Source organism: Hymenobacter coalescens (assembly GCF_054783195.1).
In genome coordinates this window covers 16,392-34,874 of sequence record NZ_BAAGRA010000024.1, presented here as the reverse complement: position 1 = coordinate 34,874, position 18,483 = coordinate 16,392, and the positions used below count along the sequence as shown (strand labels likewise).

Sequence of the window (18,483 nt, the reverse complement as noted above, 5' to 3'; positions counted from 1 at the left end):
GCTGCCGCACCGCGTACATTGCATACCCCGAAGCTACGGCAATCTACGCTCCGTAGCAATGCCATTTTTTGGTCATGATTGTAATATAAGTTCGTACACTTACGCTGCTGAAGGGGGCAGGTCGGTTTGAAAAACAAAGGTCTGTACAGTACGCTGCACAGACCTGAAAACGGATACAAAAACAGATGAAACTGCTTACACTGCCCCCGCGCTACGCGACGCCGTCTGCTTGCGGCTCTGGTAATACAGCGTGAGCCGCTCGTAGTACTTGCTGGCGCCCTGGTGCTGCACGTCGTAGCGCTGGGCCAGCTGGAAGTAGCGGTGGGCGGCGGCAGCCTCGCCCTGCTCGGTGAGGCAGGCACTGAAGCCGTAGTACACGTTGGCGTTGGTCGAGTCCAGCAGCCAGGCCTGGTTGAAGCGCTTGATGCTGGCGGTCAGGTCGCTGGCGTAAAAGCGGCTCCAGCCCTCCGATACGCTGCCTTCGGACGCCGCGCGGCGGTCCTTGCCGTACTGCTTCAGCGACTGGTTGATGAACTCCTGGTCGAGCTTGCGCAGGGCTTTCGACTTGGGCTGGCCGCCGTAGCGCGGCAGCGTGTTCAGCGGGGCCGCGCCGCCCGCCTGGCCGTGGGCCAGGGTGCCGAGCAGCGTGAGGGCGGCCAAGGGCAGGGCTACGAGCAGGCGTTTCATAGGCGGGCTGGTGGCTATTGGGCAGCAATATAACAAAACCGCCCGGGGAACGAACGTCCCCGGGCGGTTAGTATGCGCGTTCGGCTTAGCGGGTGCTGGCCAGGGCCGTTTCCTCCAGCACTTTGTCGACCCAGCTTTTGCCCCAGTCCTCAAATTCCTGCTGGGACCACAGCTGCGGGTAGAAAATGCGCTTTTGAAACTTCGGCGGCAGGTACTTGCGCCAGTTGGTGCCGCCGGTGGCGGGCACCGCGTCGCCGGCCTGGCGCTCCAGGTAGCGCACGGCCGACTTGTAGTGCATCAGCGGCCAGTTGATGTTCACGTTCACGTCGAGCTGCTTGAGCTGGCGCAGCAGGCGCGGGTGGCGGCGGTCCTCCTCGGGCAGCCGCTGCACCACGGCCCACACGTTCCGCTCGCGGAAGCGGGCGGCGTGGTCGAGCAGCTGCTGGTGGTATTTCTGCTCGAATTGCTTGAGCGTAAGGGTCTTGGCGCCGTCGGTTTCCAGCGTGGCCCCGGCGCGCCAGTAGATGCAGCCCATCAGCTCATCGTGGCCGGCCGTTTCGCCCAGCAGGCGGTGCTTTTCCTTGTCGACGAGGTTGCTCAGGTCGGTGGAGCTGATTTCGATGAGGCGGTACTGCACCGACTGGAAGCCGGAGGCCGGCATCAGGGCCATGCGAAACTGCAGGAACTGCTGCCGGTCCATGCCGTCGACCATCACGTCGAACGAGTCGATCAGGTTTTCGAAGTAGCGGTTGACGCGGCCCAGGCGCAGCACCAGCTCGCCCAGGGCGGGGTGCTGCAAATCGCCGATCTGTTCGTACTCGACCAAGCAGAGCTTGAAGTACAGCTCCGTAATCTGGTGGTACATGATGAAGATGCGCTCGTCCGGAATCTTGGTCAGCGGCCGCTGCAGCGACAGCAGCGTGTCCAGCTCGATGTAGTCCCAGTAATTGACGTAGTCGGCGTGGTACAGGCCTTCGAGGTAAGCCGCTAAATCCTGGTCGTCAGAGGCATACTTCTCCTGTAAGCGCCGCAGTTGGGTGAGGACCGCGGGCGAAAACTCTTCCTGGTTTGACATGGATGGGGGGAAGGAGAGAAGGAGGTAGGGTGGGTGGGTGGTGTGGGAAGTCACAAAGAACGAAAAAGACGGGAAAACGCCAGTTCCCGGGCATCCTTTTGTGCAATTCGCGCATCAGCCGAGGAAGGTGCCCCGGCCGATGCGCCACCCAAGTTGGTTTTGTAGCGCGGCTCAGTACCTTTAGCCCGCCTACAGGCTGAATTATGGCTGAGAAAAGCTCAATTTTTGATATGATCGGTCCGGTGATGATCGGGCCGAGCTCCTCGCACACGGCGGGGGTGGTGCGCATTGCCCGGGCTGCCATCCGGGTGCTGGGCTCCTTGCCCACGCACGCCACCATCACGTTCTACAACTCGTTTGCCCGCACTTATGAGGGCCACGGCTCGGACCGCGCCATCGTGGCCGGGCTGCTGGATTACCCGACCGACGACAAGCGCATCCGCGAGGCGTTCGACCACGCGAAGGCGGCCGGGCTGCAGTACTCGTTTCAGGGCGTGGGCAACGCCTCCACCATGCACCCAAACACCATCCGGCTGCAGCTGCGCGACGAGCGCGCCGGCACGGAGGTGGAAGTCATCGGCCAGAGCCGGGGCGGCGGCGTCATCCGCATCGTGGAGGTCGACGGCTTCCCCTGCGACTTCTCGGCCGCGCTGCACACGCTTATCATCGACGCCGACGACGTGAAGGGCTCCATTGCCTTCATTGCCGACGTCATTGCCCACGACGACTGCAACATTGCCACCATGAACGTGTCGCGCAAGGGCAAAAACCAGGTGGCGCGCCAGTTCATCGAGATGGACTCGGCCCTGTCCGACATTTCGCTGCAATACCTGCGGCACCTGCGCTGGGTGCACGCCGTGCGCTATATCCCCGCCATCGACTAACGCCCGCGCCGCCCACTGCCTGACGAACGCATCTCGACCGACTACTTTGCCTACCAGCTCGATGAAACAAACTGACCTGACCCTGTTACGCCGCGCCGCCCGCGGGGCTGTGGCACTGGCGGTGCTGGGCCTGGCGCTGCCCGCCGCGGCCCAAACGCCCACGTCGCCGCCGGCCGCGGCCGTGCCACAGCCGGCCCCCACCGGCCCCTGGACGCTGATGCAGGCCGTGGAATACGCGCTCAACAACAACTTAAACGTGCGGCAAGCGCAGCTTTCGGCCGAAATCAGCGAAGCCACGCTGCGGCAGAGCCGCTTCAACCAGCTGCCTACGGCCAACGCCAGCGCCTCGCAGACCTGGAACTACGGCACCAACGTGGACCCGCTGACCTTCACGTTTCAGAACCAGACCACCCGGGCCAATAACTTTTCGGCCAATGCGCAGCTGAACCTGTTCTCGGGCTTTCAGGTGCGCAATACCATCAAGCGCAACGGGCTCGACTACCAGGCCGCCCTGCAGGACATCGACCAGGCCCGCAACGACTTGTCGTTGAACGTGGCCTCGGCCTACCTGCAGTACCTGCTGGGCGAGGAGCTGCTGCGCGCCAATCAGCTGCGCGTCAACACCGCCCAGCAACAGATTGAACGCACGCAGAAGCTGCTGCGCGCCGGGGCCGTGGCCGAAAGCAATCTGCTCGACGCGCAGGCCCAGCTAGCCTCCGACGATGTGAACGTGGTGACGGCGCAAAACCAGCGCGACCTGGCCCGCCTGCAGCTAACGCAGTTTCTGAACCTGGACGCGGCCCGCAGCGCCGGGTTCAGCATCGTGGTGCCGAATTTGCCCGACCCCGACGAAATGCCGGCCATGGACGCCGACGCCGAGGGCACGTACCAGATTGCCCAGGGCAACCAGCCCCAGGTGCGCGCCGCCGACCTGCGGGTGCAGAGCGCCATGCGCGGGGTGGAGGTGGCCCGCGGCGGTTACTACCCGCGCCTGAGCTTTGGCGCCAGTATTTTTTCGGGCTATTCGTCGGCCCGTTTCGCGCGCAAGTTCACCGGCGACTCCACCATCGTGCCGGCCGGGTTTATTTACCAGATTACGCCCACGGGGCCGCAACAGGTGCCCGGGGTATTCGCGGGCATTGAGCAGCCGCGCTTCGAAACCTTGTCGGAGGGGTTTGGCTCGCAGGTAAAAAACAACCTGGGCAAGCAGCTCAGCTTCAACCTGACCATCCCCATCCTGAACGGCTGGCAAGTGCGCACCAACGTGCAGCGCTCGGTCATCGGGGTGAAGCAGGCGGAGCTGCGCGCCGAGCAGACGCGCCTGACGCTGCGCCAAACCATTCAGCAGGCCTACGCCGATGCCTTGGCGGCCCAGCGCCGCTACGCGGCCAATAAGCGGCAGGTGGAGGCGCTGACCACGGCCTACCGCAACGCTGAAATCCGCTTCAACAACGGCCTGCTCAACGGCACGGATTTCAACCAGGCCAAGAACAACCTGGGCGCGGCCGAATCGAGCATGATTCAGGCCAAGTACGAGTACATCTTCCGGCGCAAGGTGCTCGAGTTTTACCAGGGCAAACCGCTGAACCTCTAAGCTTTGACGTGACCAATGTGATGGAATGTGGATGAGGTGCTCCAGGTCGACCGAAATGACCAAGCGCACGCCACCACATTCCGCACATGCACCTGCATTCTGCACATTCCAAACACTGATATATGCGAAACAACCGCTTGTTGTTCATCCTGCTCGGTCTGCTGGTAGTCGGCGTCGGGTTGGGGATGATGGCTAAAAAGAAAGGCTGGATCGGCAAGCCGGCCGGTACCGAAGTACTGACGACCAAGGCCGCCCCGGCCAACATCGTGGAGAAGGTCAGCGCCTCGGGCAAGGTGCAACCCGAAACGGAGGTGAAGATTTCCTCGGACGTGTCGGGCGAAATCACCGAGCTGTACGTGCGCGAGGGCGACTCCGTGCGCAAAGGCCAGCTGCTGCTGCGCATCCGGCCGGATAACTACCAGGCCATGGTCAACCAGCAATCGGCCATGGTGGGCACCCAGCAGGCCAACGTGGGCCAGACGCAGGCGCGCCTGCAGCAGCTGATGGCTTCGGCCAAGCAAACCGAGCTGACCTTCCGCCGCAATGCTTCTCTTTACAAGCAGAAGGTAATTTCGCAGGCCGAATACGAGCAGGCCAAAGCCGCCTACGACGCCTCGCAGGAGGAAATCAACTCGGCCCGCGCCAGCATCCGGGCGGCCCAAAGCTCGGTGCGCTCAGCCCAGGCTGGCCTGGAAGAAGCCCGCAAGAACCTGAACAAAACGACCATTTACGCCCCGGTGAGCGGCACCATCAGCAAGCTCAACGTGGAGCGCGGCGAACGAGTACTGGGCACCTCGCAGATGGCCGGCACCGAAATCATGCGCATCGCCAACCTAAACTCCATGGAGGTGCGCGTGAACGTGAACGAGAACGACGTGAGCAACGTGGACCTGGGCGACTCCGCCGTGGTGGAAGTGGATGCCTACGCCGCGCGCAACGAGAAATTCCGCGGCATCGTCACCAGTATTGCCAACACGGCCAAAGACGCGCTGACGGCCGAAGCCGTGACCGAGTTTGAGGTGCGCGTGCGCCTGCTGCCCGAGTCGTACCGGCAGCTGGTGCGCACCGTAAACGGGCGCACGGTGGTGCCCTTCCGCCCGGGCATGACGGCCTCCGTGGACATCATCACCGACCGCAAAAACAACGCCCTGGCCGTGCCGCTGGCCGCCGTGACCACCCGCTCCGACAGCGCCCTGGTAAAGGACGACAAACAGGAAGGCGGCATCAAGGTGGGCCGCGGCCGCGGCGGCAACGCCGGCAGCGCCGACCAAGCCCAGCCCAAGGGCGACATCGAGGAAGTGGTGTTCGTGGTGCGCGACGGCAAGGCCGTGCTCACTCCGGTCAAGACCGGCATCAGCGACTTCGACCACATCGAAATTCTCTCGGGCGTGAAGGCCGGGGAAGAAATTGTGAGCGGGCCGTTCCGGGCCGTGTCGAAAACCCTCAAGGACGGCGCGCTGGTGGTGGTGAAGGATGCCAAGTCGCTGAACCGCGCGGCCTTGAAGGAGGGCGAGCAAGACAACGACGACTAACGCGGACGGCTGCGCCCCCGCCGGCAGAGGCCGGGCTGAACCATGTTCGGCCCGGCCTCTCGCTTTTTTTAGCTAAAATCGGCCCCTGTAGCGCCGTAACGCGAGGTGCCGCTTCGCGTGGGCCAGCCGGCGAACGGCCGTATTGGCCCGCGGCCGGGCTTCGAAGCCCGGCCGCGGGCTACCTTCCACGACTCCCATTCCCTGCATTCCCCTTGGAAAAAATTGCCATGATTGGCGGCGGCTCCTGGGCCTCCGCACTGACCAAAATCCTCTCCGAAAACGGCGCCCGCGTGGGCTGGTGGCTGCGCCACAAAGAGGACGTGCAGCACCTGCGCACCACCCGCCACAACCCGCGCTACCTCTCGTCGGTGCAGTTTGACCTGACGCGCGTGTTTCCCTCCACCGACCTGGAAGACGTGGTGAAAGAAGCCGACTGGGTGGTGCTGGCTGTGCCGGCCGCTTTCGTGAAGGAGGCGCTCGACAAGCTCGACCGCGACGCGTTCAAGAACAAACGCATCATTTCGGCCATCAAGGGCATGATTCCGGGGCGCAATGAGCTGGTGACCGACTACGTGTGCGAGCGGTTCAAAGTCAACCGCGAGCGGCTGGGCGTGGTGGCCGGCCCCTGCCACGCCGAGGAAGTAGCCCTGGAGAAGCAGAGCTACCTGACCATCGGCTCGCCCGACCTGGCCCTGGCCGAAGACTTTGCCCTGCTGCTGCGCAACCGCTACGTGAAGGCCCACGCCGCCGCCGACCTCGACGGCATCGAGTACTGCGCCGTGATGAAAAACATCATTGCCCTGACCTGCGGCATTGCCCACGGCCTGGGCTACGGCGACAATTTTCAGGCCGTGATGGTGTCGAACGCGGTGCAGGAAATCCGGCGCTTCCTCTACGCCCTGAACCCGCAGCCGCGCGACCTATCGGCCTCGGCCTACCTGGGTGATTTGCTGGTGACGGCCTACTCGCAGTTTTCGCGCAACCGCACCTTCGGCAACATGGTGGGCCGCGGCTACTCCGTAAAGTCGGCACAGATGGAGATGAACATGGTGGCCGAGGGATACTACGCCGTCAAGAGCATCTACGAGGTCAACAAGGACTTGCGGGTAAACATGCCCATTACCTCGGCGGCCTACCACATCCTCTACGAAAAGATTGCGCCGGCCGTGGAAATTGAGCTGCTGAAGGAGAAGTTCAGATAAGTTTTTTATGACCTGGCGTAGTGGTTCCCGGTGGTGGATAGTGACTCTTGCACTCGTGGCGGCCCCCAGCTACGGGCAGGTCCTGCTGCGCACCAGCAGGACGGCCTACGCCTATCCGGAGCCGCTGACGGTTGGGGTAACCAACAACTCGGCCGGCGCGCGGTGGTGCGCGTTGAAGTTGGAGTACCTGAGTGCGGGCCGTTGGGAGGAACTCGATGATGACATATTCTCCAATACGCCGGAATCATTCAGCACCAAGCGCCCCAGCCTGATCAGACGCTTAAAGCCGGGTGAAAAGGTCATAATCAGCTACAACGCCTACGCCGCCGCCCACGCCAAAGGATTGCTGCCTACGCTGTTCGACCAGCACCTGCGGCAATACCGGTTCGTCGTCAAGTACAGCGCAGTGGTGGAAGGCAAGCCCGCTACCGCGGTTTCCCGAACCTTCACCATTGCTCCGCAGTAAGTCTAACCACACTCATCCGACCCCCACCAATGGCCACCTGGGACTACCACAACTTCGACAACGACGCGGCGGCTGACTTCGCCGAGGATTTCCGTAAAAGACCCAACGAGGCCGTGCTCTACGAAGCCCTGGCCACCGTGGCCGAAGAAGAAGGCCAGATTGAGGCCGCCGAGGCGAGTCAGGCCCTGGCCGCAGCCGAGCTGGTGGCCGCCATCATCGGCAAGCCGGCGCCGGACATGCCCGTGGGCCTCTTGCCGGCCACCACCCAGCTCGACGCCGACGGGCAGGAAGACCTGCAGGAACTGGCCATTGACGCGGTGGAAGCCGTGCTGCGCAGCTCGGAGCTGCAGCAGCGCTGGGCCGGTACCGACAACTACGCCTACTGGCAGGCCTTGCAACAGAATCTGCTGGCGCGCCTGCAGTTGGAAGACGACGGGGACTAGCGCATGCCCTGGCTTGTACTGGCCCTGCTCACGGCCCTGGCCCTGGCCTTTTACAACTTCTTCATCAAGCTGGCCGCCGACCACGTGCCCGCCGCCGTGGGCGCGGTGGTGCTGCAGCTGGTGGCCGCTGCCCTGGGCGCGGTGTGGCTGCTGAAGCTGCGCTTGCAGGGCCAGCCGCTGCTGCTCACCGGCAAGGGCCTGGGGCTGGCAGCACTGGCCGGCCTGGGCGTCGGGCTGGCCGAAATTCTGACTTTTGTGGTGTTCAGCCGCGGCGTGCCATCCTCGGTCGGCACGCCGGTGATTGTGGGCGGCTCGGTGCTGCTGACGGCCGTGCTCGGCTTGGTGGTGCTGCGGGAAGCCCTGACCGTGCCGCAGGTGCTCGGGCTGCTGCTCATCGTGGGCGGCATTGCATTGCTGGCCCGCGGGCACTAACGCACGGGTGCCGCCACGCGCAAACGGGCCGCTGCTCCTTCGGGGTAGCGGCCCGTTGCTTTGCGGGCTTGCGGGAAGACCAGGACCGGAAGACGGTGACCCATTCGAAGGCGTCCAAAAAAATTATTTCGGTCGCAAACGTTTGTAATTCAGCCCGGCCCGAACGCTTTGCGCCTGGGGCCGTAATTTTGCCCGTTCACGCCTCCCCATCCCACCCAAAACCGCGCCGCTTGGCGCCCTTTTGCACGCTTCTTTCGCTGGGAACATCATGATTTCATTGGCATTGCCGCAACATATAACGCCGCGTACGCACCGCTTGGCCGTGGCGACGTGGTTCTTTTTGCAAGGACTGATTTTCGCGAGCTGGGCCTCGCGCATTCCCTCTATTCAGCAGCGCATGGGCTTCTCCGACGCCGCGTTGGGGCTGCTGCTGCTGGCCATTCCGCTGGGGCAGCTGCCATCGTTGCCGCTCTCGGGCTGGCTGATTCATCAGTACGGCAGCCGCCGCACCGCCATAGCCGGGGCCGTGCTCTACAGCACGGTGCTCGTGGGCCTGGGCTGGGCCCCGACGCAGTGGCTGCTGGTTCCCTGCCTGGTGTTGTTTGGCTTTGCCAGCAACCTGATGAACATTTCCATCAACACCCAGGCCGTGGGCGTAGAAGCCCTGTACGACAAGCCCATCATGGCGTCGTTTCACGGCATGTGGAGCCTGGCCGGCTTTACCGGCGCGGCCATCGGCACGGCCATGATTGGGTGGGGTATTCAGCCTGAATTCCATTTCCTGCTCATCCTGGCGCTGATTCTGTTGGGCGTGGTGCTCAGCTACGGCGCGCTGCTGCCGCCCAGCCCCCGCGACGAAGCGGAGGAGCAGCCCCTGTTCGTGCTGCCCGACCGCACCCTGCTCAGCCTCGGCGCCATTGCCTTCTGCGCGCTCATCTGCGAGGGGGCCATGTTCGACTGGAGCAACGTGTACTTCCGGAAAGTCGTGCACGCCGAAGAAGGCTGGGTGGGCGCGGGGCTAACCACTTTCATGAGCACCATGGCGCTGGGCCGCTTTGGGGCCGACTGGCTCACGGCCCGGCTGGGGGCGCGCACCGTCATCCAGCTCAGCGGCTGCCTGACGGCCCTGGGCCTGCTCATCGCCGTGCTCTTTCCCACGCTGCTCACGGCCATGCTCGGATTTATGCTGGTGGGCTTTGGCACTTCCGCGGTGGTGCCGCTGGTGTACAGCGCGGCCGGCCGGTCCACGGTGATGCCGGCGGGCATGGCGCTGGCGGCCGTGTCGACCATCGGCTTCCTGGGCTTCCTGATCGGGCCGCCCGTCATCGGCCTCGTGGCCGGGGCTACCAGCCTGCGCCTTTCTTATTCGCTTATCGCTCTGATGGGATTGTGCGTGGCGGGCGTGGCCTCGCGGGCCAAATTGTAAAAGCAGGAAACCGACGAAAACGGCACGTCCGGCCGGGGCATCTGCCCCGGCCGGACGTGCCGTTTTTTTACGGGCCGCGCGCGGGCTAGTGGAGAATTATTCTCCGAAAGAACAAACACAATGGCTATCTTGGGGGTATAGCATCTACAACCCTCAACCCAAACGCCCATGACTCCAGAACAGCCCAATTCTCCGCAGAATGGCCACAACGGCTCCCACACCGGCAACGGCCACTTGCCCGTCGATGGTACCGGCACGGCCGTGACGGGCGCCGGGACCTCCCAGGACCCGCGTACGGCGGAGGGCGAAGGCGCCCAGACCCTGACCACCCGGCAGGGCCACCCGCTGACCAACAACCAGAACCTGCGCACCATCGGCAGCCGCGGCCCGGCCACGCTGGAGCAGTACGCGTTTCTGGAAAAAATCAGCCACTTCGACCGGGAGCGGGTGCCGGAGCGCGTGGTGCACGCGCGCGGCGCCGGCGCCCACGGCGTGTTCGAAGCCTACGGCAAAGTCGGCGACGAACCCATCGAAAAGTATACCCGGGCCAAGCTCTTCAACACCCCCGGCAAGCAGACGCCGGTGTTCGTGCGCTTCAGCACGGTGGGCCACGGCGGCCACTCGCCCGAGACCCTGCGCGACCCGCGCGGCTTCGCGGTGAAGTTCTACACCGAGGACGGCAACTGGGATTTGGTGGGCAACAACCTGAAGGTGTTCTTCATCCGCGACGCGATGAAGTTTCCGGACCTGATTCACTCGCAGAAACCCGATCCGGTCACCAACCGCCAGAGCGGGGAGCGGATATTCGACTTTATCTGCAACACGCCGGAAGCCATGCACATGGTGGCGTTCCTGTTTTCGCCCTGGGGCATCCCGGCCAACTACCGCCAGATGCAGGGCTCGGGCGTGAACACCTACAAGTGGGTGAATGCCCAAGGCGAGGCCGTGCTGGTGAAGTACCACTGGGAGCCGCTGCAGGGCATCAAAAACCTGACGGCCCAGGAAGCGGAAGCCATCCAGGCCAAAAACTTCAACCACGCCACCCAGGACCTGTTCGAAGCCATTGAGCGCGGCGACTTCCCGCAGTGGGAGCTGTGCGTGCAGATCATGGCCGACGGGGAGCACCCCGAGCTGGATTTCGACCCGCTCGACGACACCAAGATCTGGCCGCAGGACCAGTTTCCCTTCCTGCCCGTGGGCAAAATGACGCTCAACCGCAACCCCGAAAACTACTTTGCCGAGGTGGAGCAGTCGGCTTTCGGCACCGGCGTGCTCGTTGACGGGCTGGACTTCTCCGACGACAAGATGCTGCAGGGCCGCACGTTCTCGTACTCCGATACGCAGCGCTACCGCGTGGGCACCAACTATTTGCAGCTGCCCATTAACGCCCCGAAAAAGCACGTGGCCACCAACCAGCGCGACGGCCAAATGGCCTACCACGTGGATACGGCGCCGGGCCAGAACAACCACATCAACTACGAGCCCAGCTCGCTGAACGGGCTGAAGGAAGCGCCCCGCAGCGCCCCAGAGCACATGCCCGAGTACACCGGGCGGGCCATGCGCCAGACCATCGACCGGCAAAATAACTTCAAGCAGGCCGGCGAGCGGTACCGCCTGCACGAAGACTGGGAGCGGGACGACTTGATCAACAACATGGTGGGCGCCCTGGCCGACGCTGACCGCCGCGTCAGCGACAAGATGGTGGAGCTCTGCACCAACTGCGACCCGGACTGGGGCCAGCGCCTGGCCGCCGGGCTGCAGGCTGCCCGCAGTGGCAAAAAGGCCCAGGGCGGCAACCAGTACAACGAAGCCAAGCAGGAGCGGGCCGTGGCGCAAGCCGAAGCTCAAGGGCACGAAGCCCGGCCTTACTAACCAGGGTTGGCCCCAAGTAAAACGGCCCGCCGAGCAGCTGCTCGGCGGGCCGTTTTGTTGCTATGCGCTGGCGAATTGGGCCGTAAATCCGGCTCGTTGCGCGGCTCTGCTCGTGCGCAGGCACGGCACCCAAGCACAGGCTGCTTACTCCACCGGCACGCCTGTGGAGTCCAGGTCGAGGTAGCCCTTGCGGGCCGGCAGTACCGAATCGGTGGGGGCGGGCGTGAGCTGCTGCCCGGTCGAATCGATGATAACCGTGTTCAGTCGCTCTTCCAGCTGCGCGGCGGCTTCGTCTTGCGGCGTTTCGGAAGCAGGCTCGACTTGCGGGGCGGGAACTGCTTCCTGGGGCGCAGGGCGCCGCACTTCCCGACGAGGAGCGGCGGGTTTGCGGCTTTCCCAGGGCAGCTTGGTGAGGCCCCAGGCGCCCGCGCCTAGGGCCAGCAGCACGGCCACCACGGCCGCGGCCCGGCCGGGCTGCAGGTGCCAAGCAGAGTAGCGCTGTACCCGCGGAGCCGCGGGTTTTGGCTGGGTTGGGGTTGGGGCTACTCCAGGTGTAGGCTTAGCCGGGAGCGCCGGCCGCCCTTGCAGCTGCTGAATGAGCGTGCCAAGCTGCTGAATACGCGCGTCCAACTCCCGGTTGCGGGCCTCGGCTTCGGCGCGGGTAGCCCGAATGGCTGCTTCCAGCACGGCTTTTTCGCGGGTTTCGGCGGCCAGGCGGGCCTGCAGCTCGGTCGTGGCGGTGCTGGCCCTGGAAGCCTGCGCCAAGCGCGCCTGCAAGTGGGCAATGGTCTGTTCGCGCTCGGCTTCGCGAGCGTTGATGGCCTGGGTGTGCTCCGCCAGCTCGGCCCGCACCTGCCGGCGAATCTGCTCGAGGCGCTCCTGCTCCGCCGCGGCCGATTCGGGGCCGCCATAGGGCGGGTCGGCGGGCACGTCTTCGGCCCCGAGCCAGCGCCAGAGCTGCCGCGCTTTCTGGGTCCAGTAATCGTCGGGGGCAGCGGCGTCCGGCTCGGTGGGCGCGGCGTCCTCCGATTCCGTCTGCAGGTACTGCAGCCAGCGCTGCAGGGCCTCGGCCGGCAGCGCAGCCCCGGCGGGCGCGAGCTGCTGCAGGCGCCGCGGCAAGTGCGGCAGGCTGCTCAGCAGCTGAAAGTTGTCGGCGCCGGATTGCACGTTCAGCCGCGCTTCGACCTCCGAGCCGAAGCTGACCGGCTGTGCAAACAGAACCACGCCGGCAATGGCTTCCGGGCGAATAAACCCCAGCTCGGGCTGCGCCGACAGCCAGGCGGCCAGGGCCCGCTGCTGCCGCTGAAACTGCGCGTAGGGATTGGCCGTGCCCGCCTGCCCCGGCAGCGGCTGCCCGGCCAGCTGCCAGGGCGCGTGGCCGAGCGTGGGCAAATGCAGGGCGCCGCCCCGGGGCACAAAGAGCAGCAGCACCGCGCCCGCCGGGCGCACCAGCACCGCATCCAGGGTACCGGCATCTTCCAGCGCCAGGTTGCCCAGCAGCAGGGCCGGCCCGTGGGCGCCTTCGGCCAGCGGCTGCAGCGCCGCGTGCAGGGCGTCGAACTGCGCTTCGGCGGCCGGATCGGCAAACGGGGCAAACAGAAAGCTGTGCAGCATGCAAGGCAAGGGGTGAGGGCCGGTATTCCGCCGCAAACGAAACCCCGGGGCCGAAGTTGGGGTGGATGAGAACCGGGCGGTAAATGTATCGGTCTGCCGGGCTTTTGCGGCCGCAGTTTGGGCTTGGCTGCTGAGCGACCCACCCGGCCAGCCGCAGTGCGCAGTCAGCGTCAGATCGGCAACCGGCCGGTATCACATCAAAAAGTAGTCTGCGGGGCTGGTTAAGGGTGGTTTTGACCTTTTGATGCGATTGAAACGCGTGGGGTTTTGCTGGTCCTTTGTGATGGTCGCGACCCTGTTGCGCCGCAGCCTTGCCGTCAAGCCCCACCCCGTCATGAGTAAGATTGCGCTATTGTTGCTGCTGCTGTTCCTGAGCAGCCTGCCCCGGGCAAGTAAACTGCCGGTGGCGGCCTCCGGCACGTTGGTGTGGGCGCCGGCAACGGGCACCTCGGATTTCAATGCTGCCTGGCTGGCCCACCGTATTCCCCGCGGGGCCCCCGGCTCCGCTGTGCGGGCCCTCGCGCGGCTGCTCCGTGCGTACTCCGAAACGCCCCGCGTAGCTCATTCGCCGGCCCACTGGACCACGACGCTGTAAAGGCCAAGACCCAATCAGCGCCGCAACCGGTACACGCGCACGTCGGCGTTTTCAAACACGGCGCGGCCCGCAGACTTCGCCGCCCCCGGGCCGTCCTTGTCGACCAAACTGTACTCGTAGGTGACGCCCGGCACCGGGGCTGCATCCACGCGCAGGAGCCAGCGGTCGGCCCGGCCGTACTCCAGCAGGTAGACCTGGTAATGGGCATGATCGGCCAGCACCCGGTGCGCCTGTTGCCCGCGCAGCCAGCGGTACGCCTCGGCCACGCGGGCGTTGCGTTGGGCTTCCAACGCCGCGCGCCGCTGAAACGGCAGCAGCGCTGCCCCCGCCCACAGCAGCACGGGCAGGGCCACCGTCAGGCCCACGTTCAGGGTACGCAGCGGCCGCCAGCGGCGGAGAAATAGGTCGAAAAGCGCAGCGGCCGGCAGCAGCAGGAAAAACATCCGGTACGACAGCACCCGCACCGGCGGAAACACTTGCCGCGCCAGCAGCACCGCGTACGGCAGCCACAACAGCGCCAGCACGGGCAGCACCAGGGGGCGCAACCGGCGCGCGGCGGGCAGGCGGTCGGTCGCCACGAGCAAAGCCAGGCTCAGGCCCAGCGCCGGCAGTGCGCCCAGCCGCTCAACGCCCAGCAGCTGCCCCTCGGTGCGTTGCACGAAAGCCAGGGCCGTGAGACCCGCTGCCCGCCCGGCGCCGGGGGCCACGTAGGCATTGCCGAACAGTGTCCCCGGCCCCGATACCACCAGCACCGGCGCGTACACCAGCAGCGTGAGCAGGCCCGTCAGCACACCGCTCAGCACGAGAGGCAGCCACGCGGCCCGCCGCCGGTGAAAAGCCGCGTGCAGGCCGAGCGCACCGTACAGCCCAGCCACGATCAGCAGGTACGTAGGCATGGCATAGAGACCCACCACGCTGGTGGTGAGCAGGACCGCCCAGGTCAGCCGCGGCCGCTGCGTGCCCCGCAGCAGCGCCAGCGCGGCCACGAATCCTATCTGCCCGCACACGGCCAGCAGAAAGTAGCCGCGCCCGACCACGGACTGGAACAGGGCGTAGGGAAAGAAGCCGTACAGCAGCACCGTCAGCGTGGCCACCCGGAAGCCCATGTGGCGCAGCAGCAGCAGCCCCACCAGTACCGTGCCCACCCCGCTGATGAGGAAAGTGGGGGCGCGCATCGCCCAGTGGATATTGGGGCTGAGCTGGCTGAAGAGCCAGCTCAGCACGCTGTAGCAGATGTGGTTATTGGGAATGGGGTAGAAGCCGGTAGCCGCCACGATGCCCGGGCGCACGAAGCATTGGTAGCTCACCACTTCGTCGCCGTAGAGCGGGTAGTACAGCAGGTAGTAAGCGCGCACCAGCAGCAGCAGCGTCAGCAGGCCCAGCGCAGCGCCGCGCTCAGCCGGGCGCAACCGGCGCCAGCCGGCCAGCAGGGACGGGGCCGTCCGCCACTCCCGGCGCAGGGCCGCCAGCTCCGCGTACCAGCCCGCACCTCGGTGCCACTGCCACGCCAGCAGCGCCGCGCTGCCGAGCATTAGCGTCAGCAGCCCCGCCCTGGCCCAGAAGTAGCGCGTCGGGGTGAGGGGCAGGTGCAGGTAGCGGAAGGTACCGTCGTGGTAACGCAGCTGCCGCAGTGCGTCCACGTCGGCATAGCTTGTGGGCAGATAGATCAGGGCCAGCAGCAGGCTGATGATGGCCAGCAGCGCCAGCCCGAGGGCAAGAAAAAAACGGTAGCTGGGAGCGGCTGCGGGTCGGCTCATGCCGGCAGCAGGTCGCCGCGCAGCCGGCTCAGCTCCTCCCACACGCGGTGCACGGGCAGCCCCATCACGTTGAAGTAGGAGCCTTCCAGCCGCGTAACGGCTACCAGCCCGATCCAGTCCTGGGCCCCGTAGGCGCCGGCCTTGTCGAGGGGCTGGTAGTGGCGCACGTAGTGGCGGATTTCGGCCTCGCTGAGCGGGCAGAAATGCACCCGCGTCTGGTCGGAAAACACCACCTCGTGGCCCTCCCCGGTGAGCAGGCACACGCCGGTGTACACGTCGTGGGCGCGGCCCTGCAGCAGCGTGAGCATGCGCACGGCGTCTTCCTCGTCCACGGGCTTGTTGAGCACCTGCTCGTCGAGGCACACAATGGTGTCGGCCGTCAGCAGCACGTCTCCGGGCTGCAGGTCGGCCTGGTAGGCGCGGGCCTTGTGGGCGGCCAGGTACTCGGCTACCGCCGCGCGCCGCAGCTCGGGCGGGTAGCTTTCATCGACTTCCTTCAGCCGCACTTCGTAGGTTAACCCCAGATCGGAAAGCAGCTGACGACGACGCGGGGAATTGGAGGCAAGAATCAGCATAATATCGGGTAAGGGGGGCAGCGACTTGGCTTCGGCAGCAGGTTGGCAGGGGCTGGGTGCAGTGAAAACAATGAAAGGGCTTCAGCGCGACATGTGTTCCTCTGCCAAGGGCGGGGCATCGGACGTTTCGTCTCTGCTTACCCCAGCAGCCCGACCGGCTCGGTGTCGCGGATGCTGGTGAAGAGCAGGCCGCCGAGGGTTTTGGGGTAGAAAAAGGTGGATTTGGGGGGCATTACGGCCCCGGAGTGGCACACGCGCTCCACCTCGTCCATGGTCACCTCGTTGGTGATGAGCGCGGCGCGGGCCTCGCCGCTGTCCACGCGCTGCAGGCACTCAGGGAAGTTGCGCACGTACGTCACGCCCGGCCACTGCCGCTGCGCGTCCGGTCCCACGATGCCCAGGGCCCGCTCCAGTACGAAGTAGTGGAGCACCGTCAGGTCCAGCTGCTTGACTTCGGGCGTGGTGTCCCAATCGAGCTGCTCGTGCACTTCGGGCCGTAGGCGCAGCTTGTAGGGCTGCCCGCCCAGGTACAGCCCGAAGGCCCAGGGCTTGCCGGCAATCAGCTCGGGCAGGCCGAAGGCATCCTCGCGCTCGGTGACCACGAAAAACTCGGCCAGGCGCGTGAGCAGCTCCGCGTCGCTGAGCTGGCCGGGCAGCTCGAGCAGCAGCCGGTGCGTGGGCAGGATGCGCAGGTCGTCGGAGGCCGCGTTGGTGAGGTACATCAGGTGGTAGTGCCAGGGCTCGTGGCCGGTGTGCGCGGGGTCGGCGGCCATACGGGCCTGCCGGTAGGCCAGGGAGCCTTCGTAGCGGTGGTGGCCGTCGGCCAGGATTATTTCGCGGTCGGCCAGCAGGGCCTGAAAGCGGCGGATAACGGCCGCGTCCTGAATCACGGCCAGTACGTCGCGGGCGCCCTGGTAGTCCTCTTCGGTCTGGCAGAGCGGGTCCTGGATAGCCTCGTCGAGGTAGCGCTCCAGCTCGTGGGCGTCGTCGCGGTACAGGCCGTGGGTGGCGCTGGTCTGAAACTGGGTGCGCGCCAGCAGCTCGGCCCGGTCGTTGACGGCCGTCGGCAGCGTGTTTTCGTGGCGCAGCACCACGTTTTCGCGCCAGTCGTAGGCCCGGATGTGGCACATAAAACCCTTGCGGCAGTATTCCTGCGGGCTGCCCGGCAGTCGGAAATACTGGTAATAGGCGTAAATGCCCGGCAGCGCATCCTGCCGCAGCACCCCCGACTGCTCCCAGTCGGTGAGGCGGCGCAGGGCTTCGCCGGCCGGGTCGTCGCCCTGCCGCGGCACCGAGAGGTGGATGCTGTTGAGCGGGTTGCGGTACAGCGCCTCGCGTTGCTTGGCCGACACCACGTCGAACAGCGGCGAGACGTACTCATCAATGCGCTGGCTTAGCTCGGGGTTGTAGCGCCAGGCCCGGACGGGTTGAATTTCAGCCAATTTTGGGGTGATTAGGTGATTGGGTAATTAGGTGATTAGGTGTTGTAAGGCGACCAGTAGGATTGATGCCGCGGCAGGCAGACCCAATTACCTAATCACCTAATCACCCAGCTCAGGGAGCCAGCCGGCTCCGCTGCCAGCCGCCGGCGGTGCGCTCGTACACCAGCCGGTCGTGCAGGCGCGAGGGGCGGCCCTGCCAGAACTCCACGCGCTCGGGCCGCAGCACGTAGCCACCCCAGTGCGGGGGGCGTGGCAACGGTTCTTGCCCGGCAAAGCGCTGCTCAATGTCCCGCTCGCGCTGCTCCAGATCTTCGCGGCCGGCAATGGGCTGGCTCTGGGGCGAAGCCCAGGCCCCGACCTGGCTGCTGCGCGGCCGGCTCTGAAAGTATTCCGTGGACGCCGCTTCCGGGGCTTTTTCCACCGTGCCCTCCACCCGCACCTGCCGCTCCAGGCCGGGCCAGAAAAACGTCAGCGCGGCCCGCGGCGTGGCGGCTAGCTCCTGGCCCTTGCGCGAGTCGTAGTTGGTAAAAAACAGGAAGCCCGCGTCGTCGGGCAGGCCTTTGAGCAGCACCACCCGCGCCGAGGGCTGGCCGGCGGCCGAGACGGTGCTCAGCGTCATGGCCGTGGGCTCGTCGACCTGGGCCTGCAGGGCTTCGTCGAGCCAGCGGCGAAACTGGCGCAGGGCATCGGTATCGGCCGCGGTTTCGCTCAGTTCGTGCTGGGCGTAGGTTTTGCGCAGATCGGCCAGGTGTTGGTCTTGCATGGCAGGAAAATTACGGCGGCAAAAGTAGCCGCAATTTGCACGGCAACGACACGCATGCTGCGCCGAAGTCCTGTGCTGCCGCCGGCGCCGGCCGGGCTGCGCACGTCGTGGTTGCGCGGTTCTA

The 18,483-nt window shown here is 65.6% G+C and carries 17 protein-coding genes; 10 read left to right on the top strand and 7 right to left on the bottom strand.

Annotated elements, in window-relative coordinates:
• Window positions 1-195: 195 nt before the first annotated feature.
• Together ACYVKQ_RS21245 and ACYVKQ_RS21240 are read right to left on the bottom strand one after the other, a co-directional pair.
• On the bottom strand, window positions 196-687 hold the full coding sequence (locus tag ACYVKQ_RS21245) for a hypothetical protein (protein WP_460677375.1): 492 nt from the start codon (window positions 685-687) through the stop codon (window positions 196-198).
• A gap of 85 nt (window positions 688-772) precedes the next feature.
• Complete coding sequence (locus ACYVKQ_RS21240; protein ID WP_460677374.1) at window positions 773-1,762, bottom strand: tryptophan 2,3-dioxygenase family protein; 990 nt, start codon at window positions 1,760-1,762, stop codon at window positions 773-775.
• Between the two features lie 203 nt (window positions 1,763-1,965).
• On the opposite strand from ACYVKQ_RS21240, the gene sdaAB reads away from it, so the two are divergent.
• The 9 genes from sdaAB (at window position 1,966) to ACYVKQ_RS21195 (ending at window position 11,613) form a co-directional block, all read left to right on the top strand.
• Window positions 1,966-2,646, top strand: coding sequence for an L-serine ammonia-lyase, iron-sulfur-dependent subunit beta (sdaAB, locus tag ACYVKQ_RS21235; protein ID WP_460677373.1), 681 nt, complete (start codon window positions 1,966-1,968; stop codon window positions 2,644-2,646).
• A gap of 61 nt (window positions 2,647-2,707) precedes the next feature.
• A complete protein-coding gene (locus tag ACYVKQ_RS21230; protein ID WP_460677372.1) occupies window positions 2,708-4,240 on the top strand; it encodes a TolC family protein in 1,533 nt (510 codons plus the stop codon).
• A gap of 122 nt (window positions 4,241-4,362) precedes the next feature.
• Complete coding sequence (locus ACYVKQ_RS21225; protein WP_460677371.1) at window positions 4,363-5,772, top strand: efflux RND transporter periplasmic adaptor subunit; 1,410 nt, start codon at window positions 4,363-4,365, stop codon at window positions 5,770-5,772.
• Window positions 5,773-5,984: 212 nt separating this feature from the next.
• Window positions 5,985-6,974 carry an NAD(P)H-dependent glycerol-3-phosphate dehydrogenase gene (locus ACYVKQ_RS21220; RefSeq protein WP_460677370.1) on the top strand — a complete coding sequence of 330 codons (990 nt, stop codon included), beginning with the start codon at window positions 5,985-5,987 and terminating at the stop codon, window positions 6,972-6,974.
• A 40-nt stretch (window positions 6,975-7,014) separates the two neighbouring features.
• On the top strand, window positions 7,015-7,440 hold the full coding sequence (locus tag ACYVKQ_RS21215) for a hypothetical protein (RefSeq protein WP_460677369.1): 426 nt from the start codon (window positions 7,015-7,017) through the stop codon (window positions 7,438-7,440).
• A 29-nt stretch (window positions 7,441-7,469) separates the two neighbouring features.
• Entirely contained in the window at window positions 7,470-7,883 is a 414-nt protein-coding gene (locus ACYVKQ_RS21210; protein WP_460677368.1) for a DUF4259 domain-containing protein, read from the top strand.
• A 3-nt stretch (window positions 7,884-7,886) separates the two neighbouring features.
• The gene (locus ACYVKQ_RS21205; RefSeq protein ID WP_460677367.1) at window positions 7,887-8,315 is read left to right on the top strand and encodes an EamA family transporter; all 429 of its coding nucleotides are present in this window, start codon (window positions 7,887-7,889) and stop codon (window positions 8,313-8,315) included.
• A 268-nt stretch (window positions 8,316-8,583) separates the two neighbouring features.
• Window positions 8,584-9,741, top strand: a complete 1,158-nt coding sequence (locus tag ACYVKQ_RS21200) for an MFS transporter (RefSeq protein ID WP_460677366.1) — start codon at window positions 8,584-8,586, stop codon at window positions 9,739-9,741.
• 168 nt (window positions 9,742-9,909) lie between these two features.
• The gene (locus ACYVKQ_RS21195; protein ID WP_460677365.1) at window positions 9,910-11,613 is read left to right on the top strand and encodes a catalase; all 1,704 of its coding nucleotides are present in this window, start codon (window positions 9,910-9,912) and stop codon (window positions 11,611-11,613) included.
• Window positions 11,614-11,757: 144 nt separating this feature from the next.
• On the opposite strand, the gene ACYVKQ_RS21190 is transcribed toward ACYVKQ_RS21195, so the two are convergent.
• On the bottom strand, window positions 11,758-13,227 hold the full coding sequence (locus ACYVKQ_RS21190) for a hypothetical protein (RefSeq protein ID WP_460677364.1): 1,470 nt from the start codon (window positions 13,225-13,227) through the stop codon (window positions 11,758-11,760).
• A 334-nt stretch (window positions 13,228-13,561) separates the two neighbouring features.
• Between ACYVKQ_RS21190 and ACYVKQ_RS21185 the strand changes: the two genes are divergently transcribed.
• A complete protein-coding gene (locus ACYVKQ_RS21185; protein ID WP_460677363.1) occupies window positions 13,562-13,822 on the top strand; it encodes a hypothetical protein in 261 nt (86 codons plus the stop codon).
• A gap of 14 nt (window positions 13,823-13,836) precedes the next feature.
• On the opposite strand, the gene ACYVKQ_RS21180 is transcribed toward ACYVKQ_RS21185, so the two are convergent.
• The 4 genes from ACYVKQ_RS21180 to pdxH form a co-directional block, all read right to left on the bottom strand.
• Window positions 13,837-15,579: a hypothetical protein gene (locus ACYVKQ_RS21180; protein WP_460677362.1), complete on the bottom strand. Its 1,743-nt coding sequence runs from the start codon at window positions 15,577-15,579 to the stop codon at window positions 13,837-13,839.
• Window positions 15,576-16,154, bottom strand: a complete 579-nt coding sequence (locus ACYVKQ_RS21175) for a Maf family nucleotide pyrophosphatase (protein WP_460677361.1) — start codon at window positions 16,152-16,154, stop codon at window positions 15,576-15,578. The genes ACYVKQ_RS21180 and ACYVKQ_RS21175 overlap by 4 nt, the downstream gene beginning before the upstream one ends.
• Before the next feature lie 137 nt (window positions 16,155-16,291).
• The gene (locus ACYVKQ_RS21170; RefSeq protein WP_460677360.1) at window positions 16,292-17,596 is read right to left on the bottom strand and encodes a DUF1015 domain-containing protein; all 1,305 of its coding nucleotides are present in this window, start codon (window positions 17,594-17,596) and stop codon (window positions 16,292-16,294) included.
• A 112-nt stretch (window positions 17,597-17,708) separates the two neighbouring features.
• Window positions 17,709-18,359 carry a pyridoxamine 5'-phosphate oxidase gene (gene pdxH / locus ACYVKQ_RS21165; protein ID WP_460677359.1) on the bottom strand — a complete coding sequence of 217 codons (651 nt, stop codon included), beginning with the start codon at window positions 18,357-18,359 and terminating at the stop codon, window positions 17,709-17,711.
• Window positions 18,360-18,483: the final 124 nt, after the last annotated feature.

Excerpts from the sequence above, each read along its gene's own strand:
- ACYVKQ_RS21245 (WP_460677375.1), bottom strand. The coding sequence starts at position 687 with ATGAAACGCCTGCTCGTAGCCCTGCCCTTGGCCGCCCTCACGCTGCTC.
- ACYVKQ_RS21240 (WP_460677374.1), bottom strand. The coding sequence starts at position 1,762 with ATGTCAAACCAGGAAGAGTTTTCGCCCGCGGTCCTCACCCAACTGCGG.
- sdaAB (WP_460677373.1), top strand. The coding sequence starts at position 1,966 with ATGGCTGAGAAAAGCTCAATTTTTGATATGATCGGTCCGGTGATGATC.
- ACYVKQ_RS21230 (WP_460677372.1), top strand. The coding sequence starts at position 2,708 with ATGAAACAAACTGACCTGACCCTGTTACGCCGCGCCGCCCGCGGGGCT.
- ACYVKQ_RS21225 (WP_460677371.1), top strand. The coding sequence starts at position 4,363 with ATGCGAAACAACCGCTTGTTGTTCATCCTGCTCGGTCTGCTGGTAGTC.
- ACYVKQ_RS21210 (WP_460677368.1), top strand. The coding sequence starts at position 7,470 with ATGGCCACCTGGGACTACCACAACTTCGACAACGACGCGGCGGCTGAC.
- ACYVKQ_RS21205 (WP_460677367.1), top strand. The coding sequence starts at position 7,887 with ATGCCCTGGCTTGTACTGGCCCTGCTCACGGCCCTGGCCCTGGCCTTT.
- ACYVKQ_RS21200 (WP_460677366.1), top strand. The coding sequence starts at position 8,584 with ATGATTTCATTGGCATTGCCGCAACATATAACGCCGCGTACGCACCGC.
- ACYVKQ_RS21195 (WP_460677365.1), top strand. The coding sequence starts at position 9,910 with ATGACTCCAGAACAGCCCAATTCTCCGCAGAATGGCCACAACGGCTCC.
- ACYVKQ_RS21190 (WP_460677364.1), bottom strand. The coding sequence starts at position 13,227 with ATGCTGCACAGCTTTCTGTTTGCCCCGTTTGCCGATCCGGCCGCCGAA.
- ACYVKQ_RS21185 (WP_460677363.1), top strand. The coding sequence starts at position 13,562 with ATGAGTAAGATTGCGCTATTGTTGCTGCTGCTGTTCCTGAGCAGCCTG.
- ACYVKQ_RS21180 (WP_460677362.1), bottom strand. The coding sequence starts at position 15,579 with ATGAGCCGACCCGCAGCCGCTCCCAGCTACCGTTTTTTTCTTGCCCTC.
- ACYVKQ_RS21175 (WP_460677361.1), bottom strand. The coding sequence starts at position 16,154 with ATGCTGATTCTTGCCTCCAATTCCCCGCGTCGTCGTCAGCTGCTTTCC.
- pdxH (WP_460677359.1), bottom strand. The coding sequence starts at position 18,359 with ATGCAAGACCAACACCTGGCCGATCTGCGCAAAACCTACGCCCAGCAC.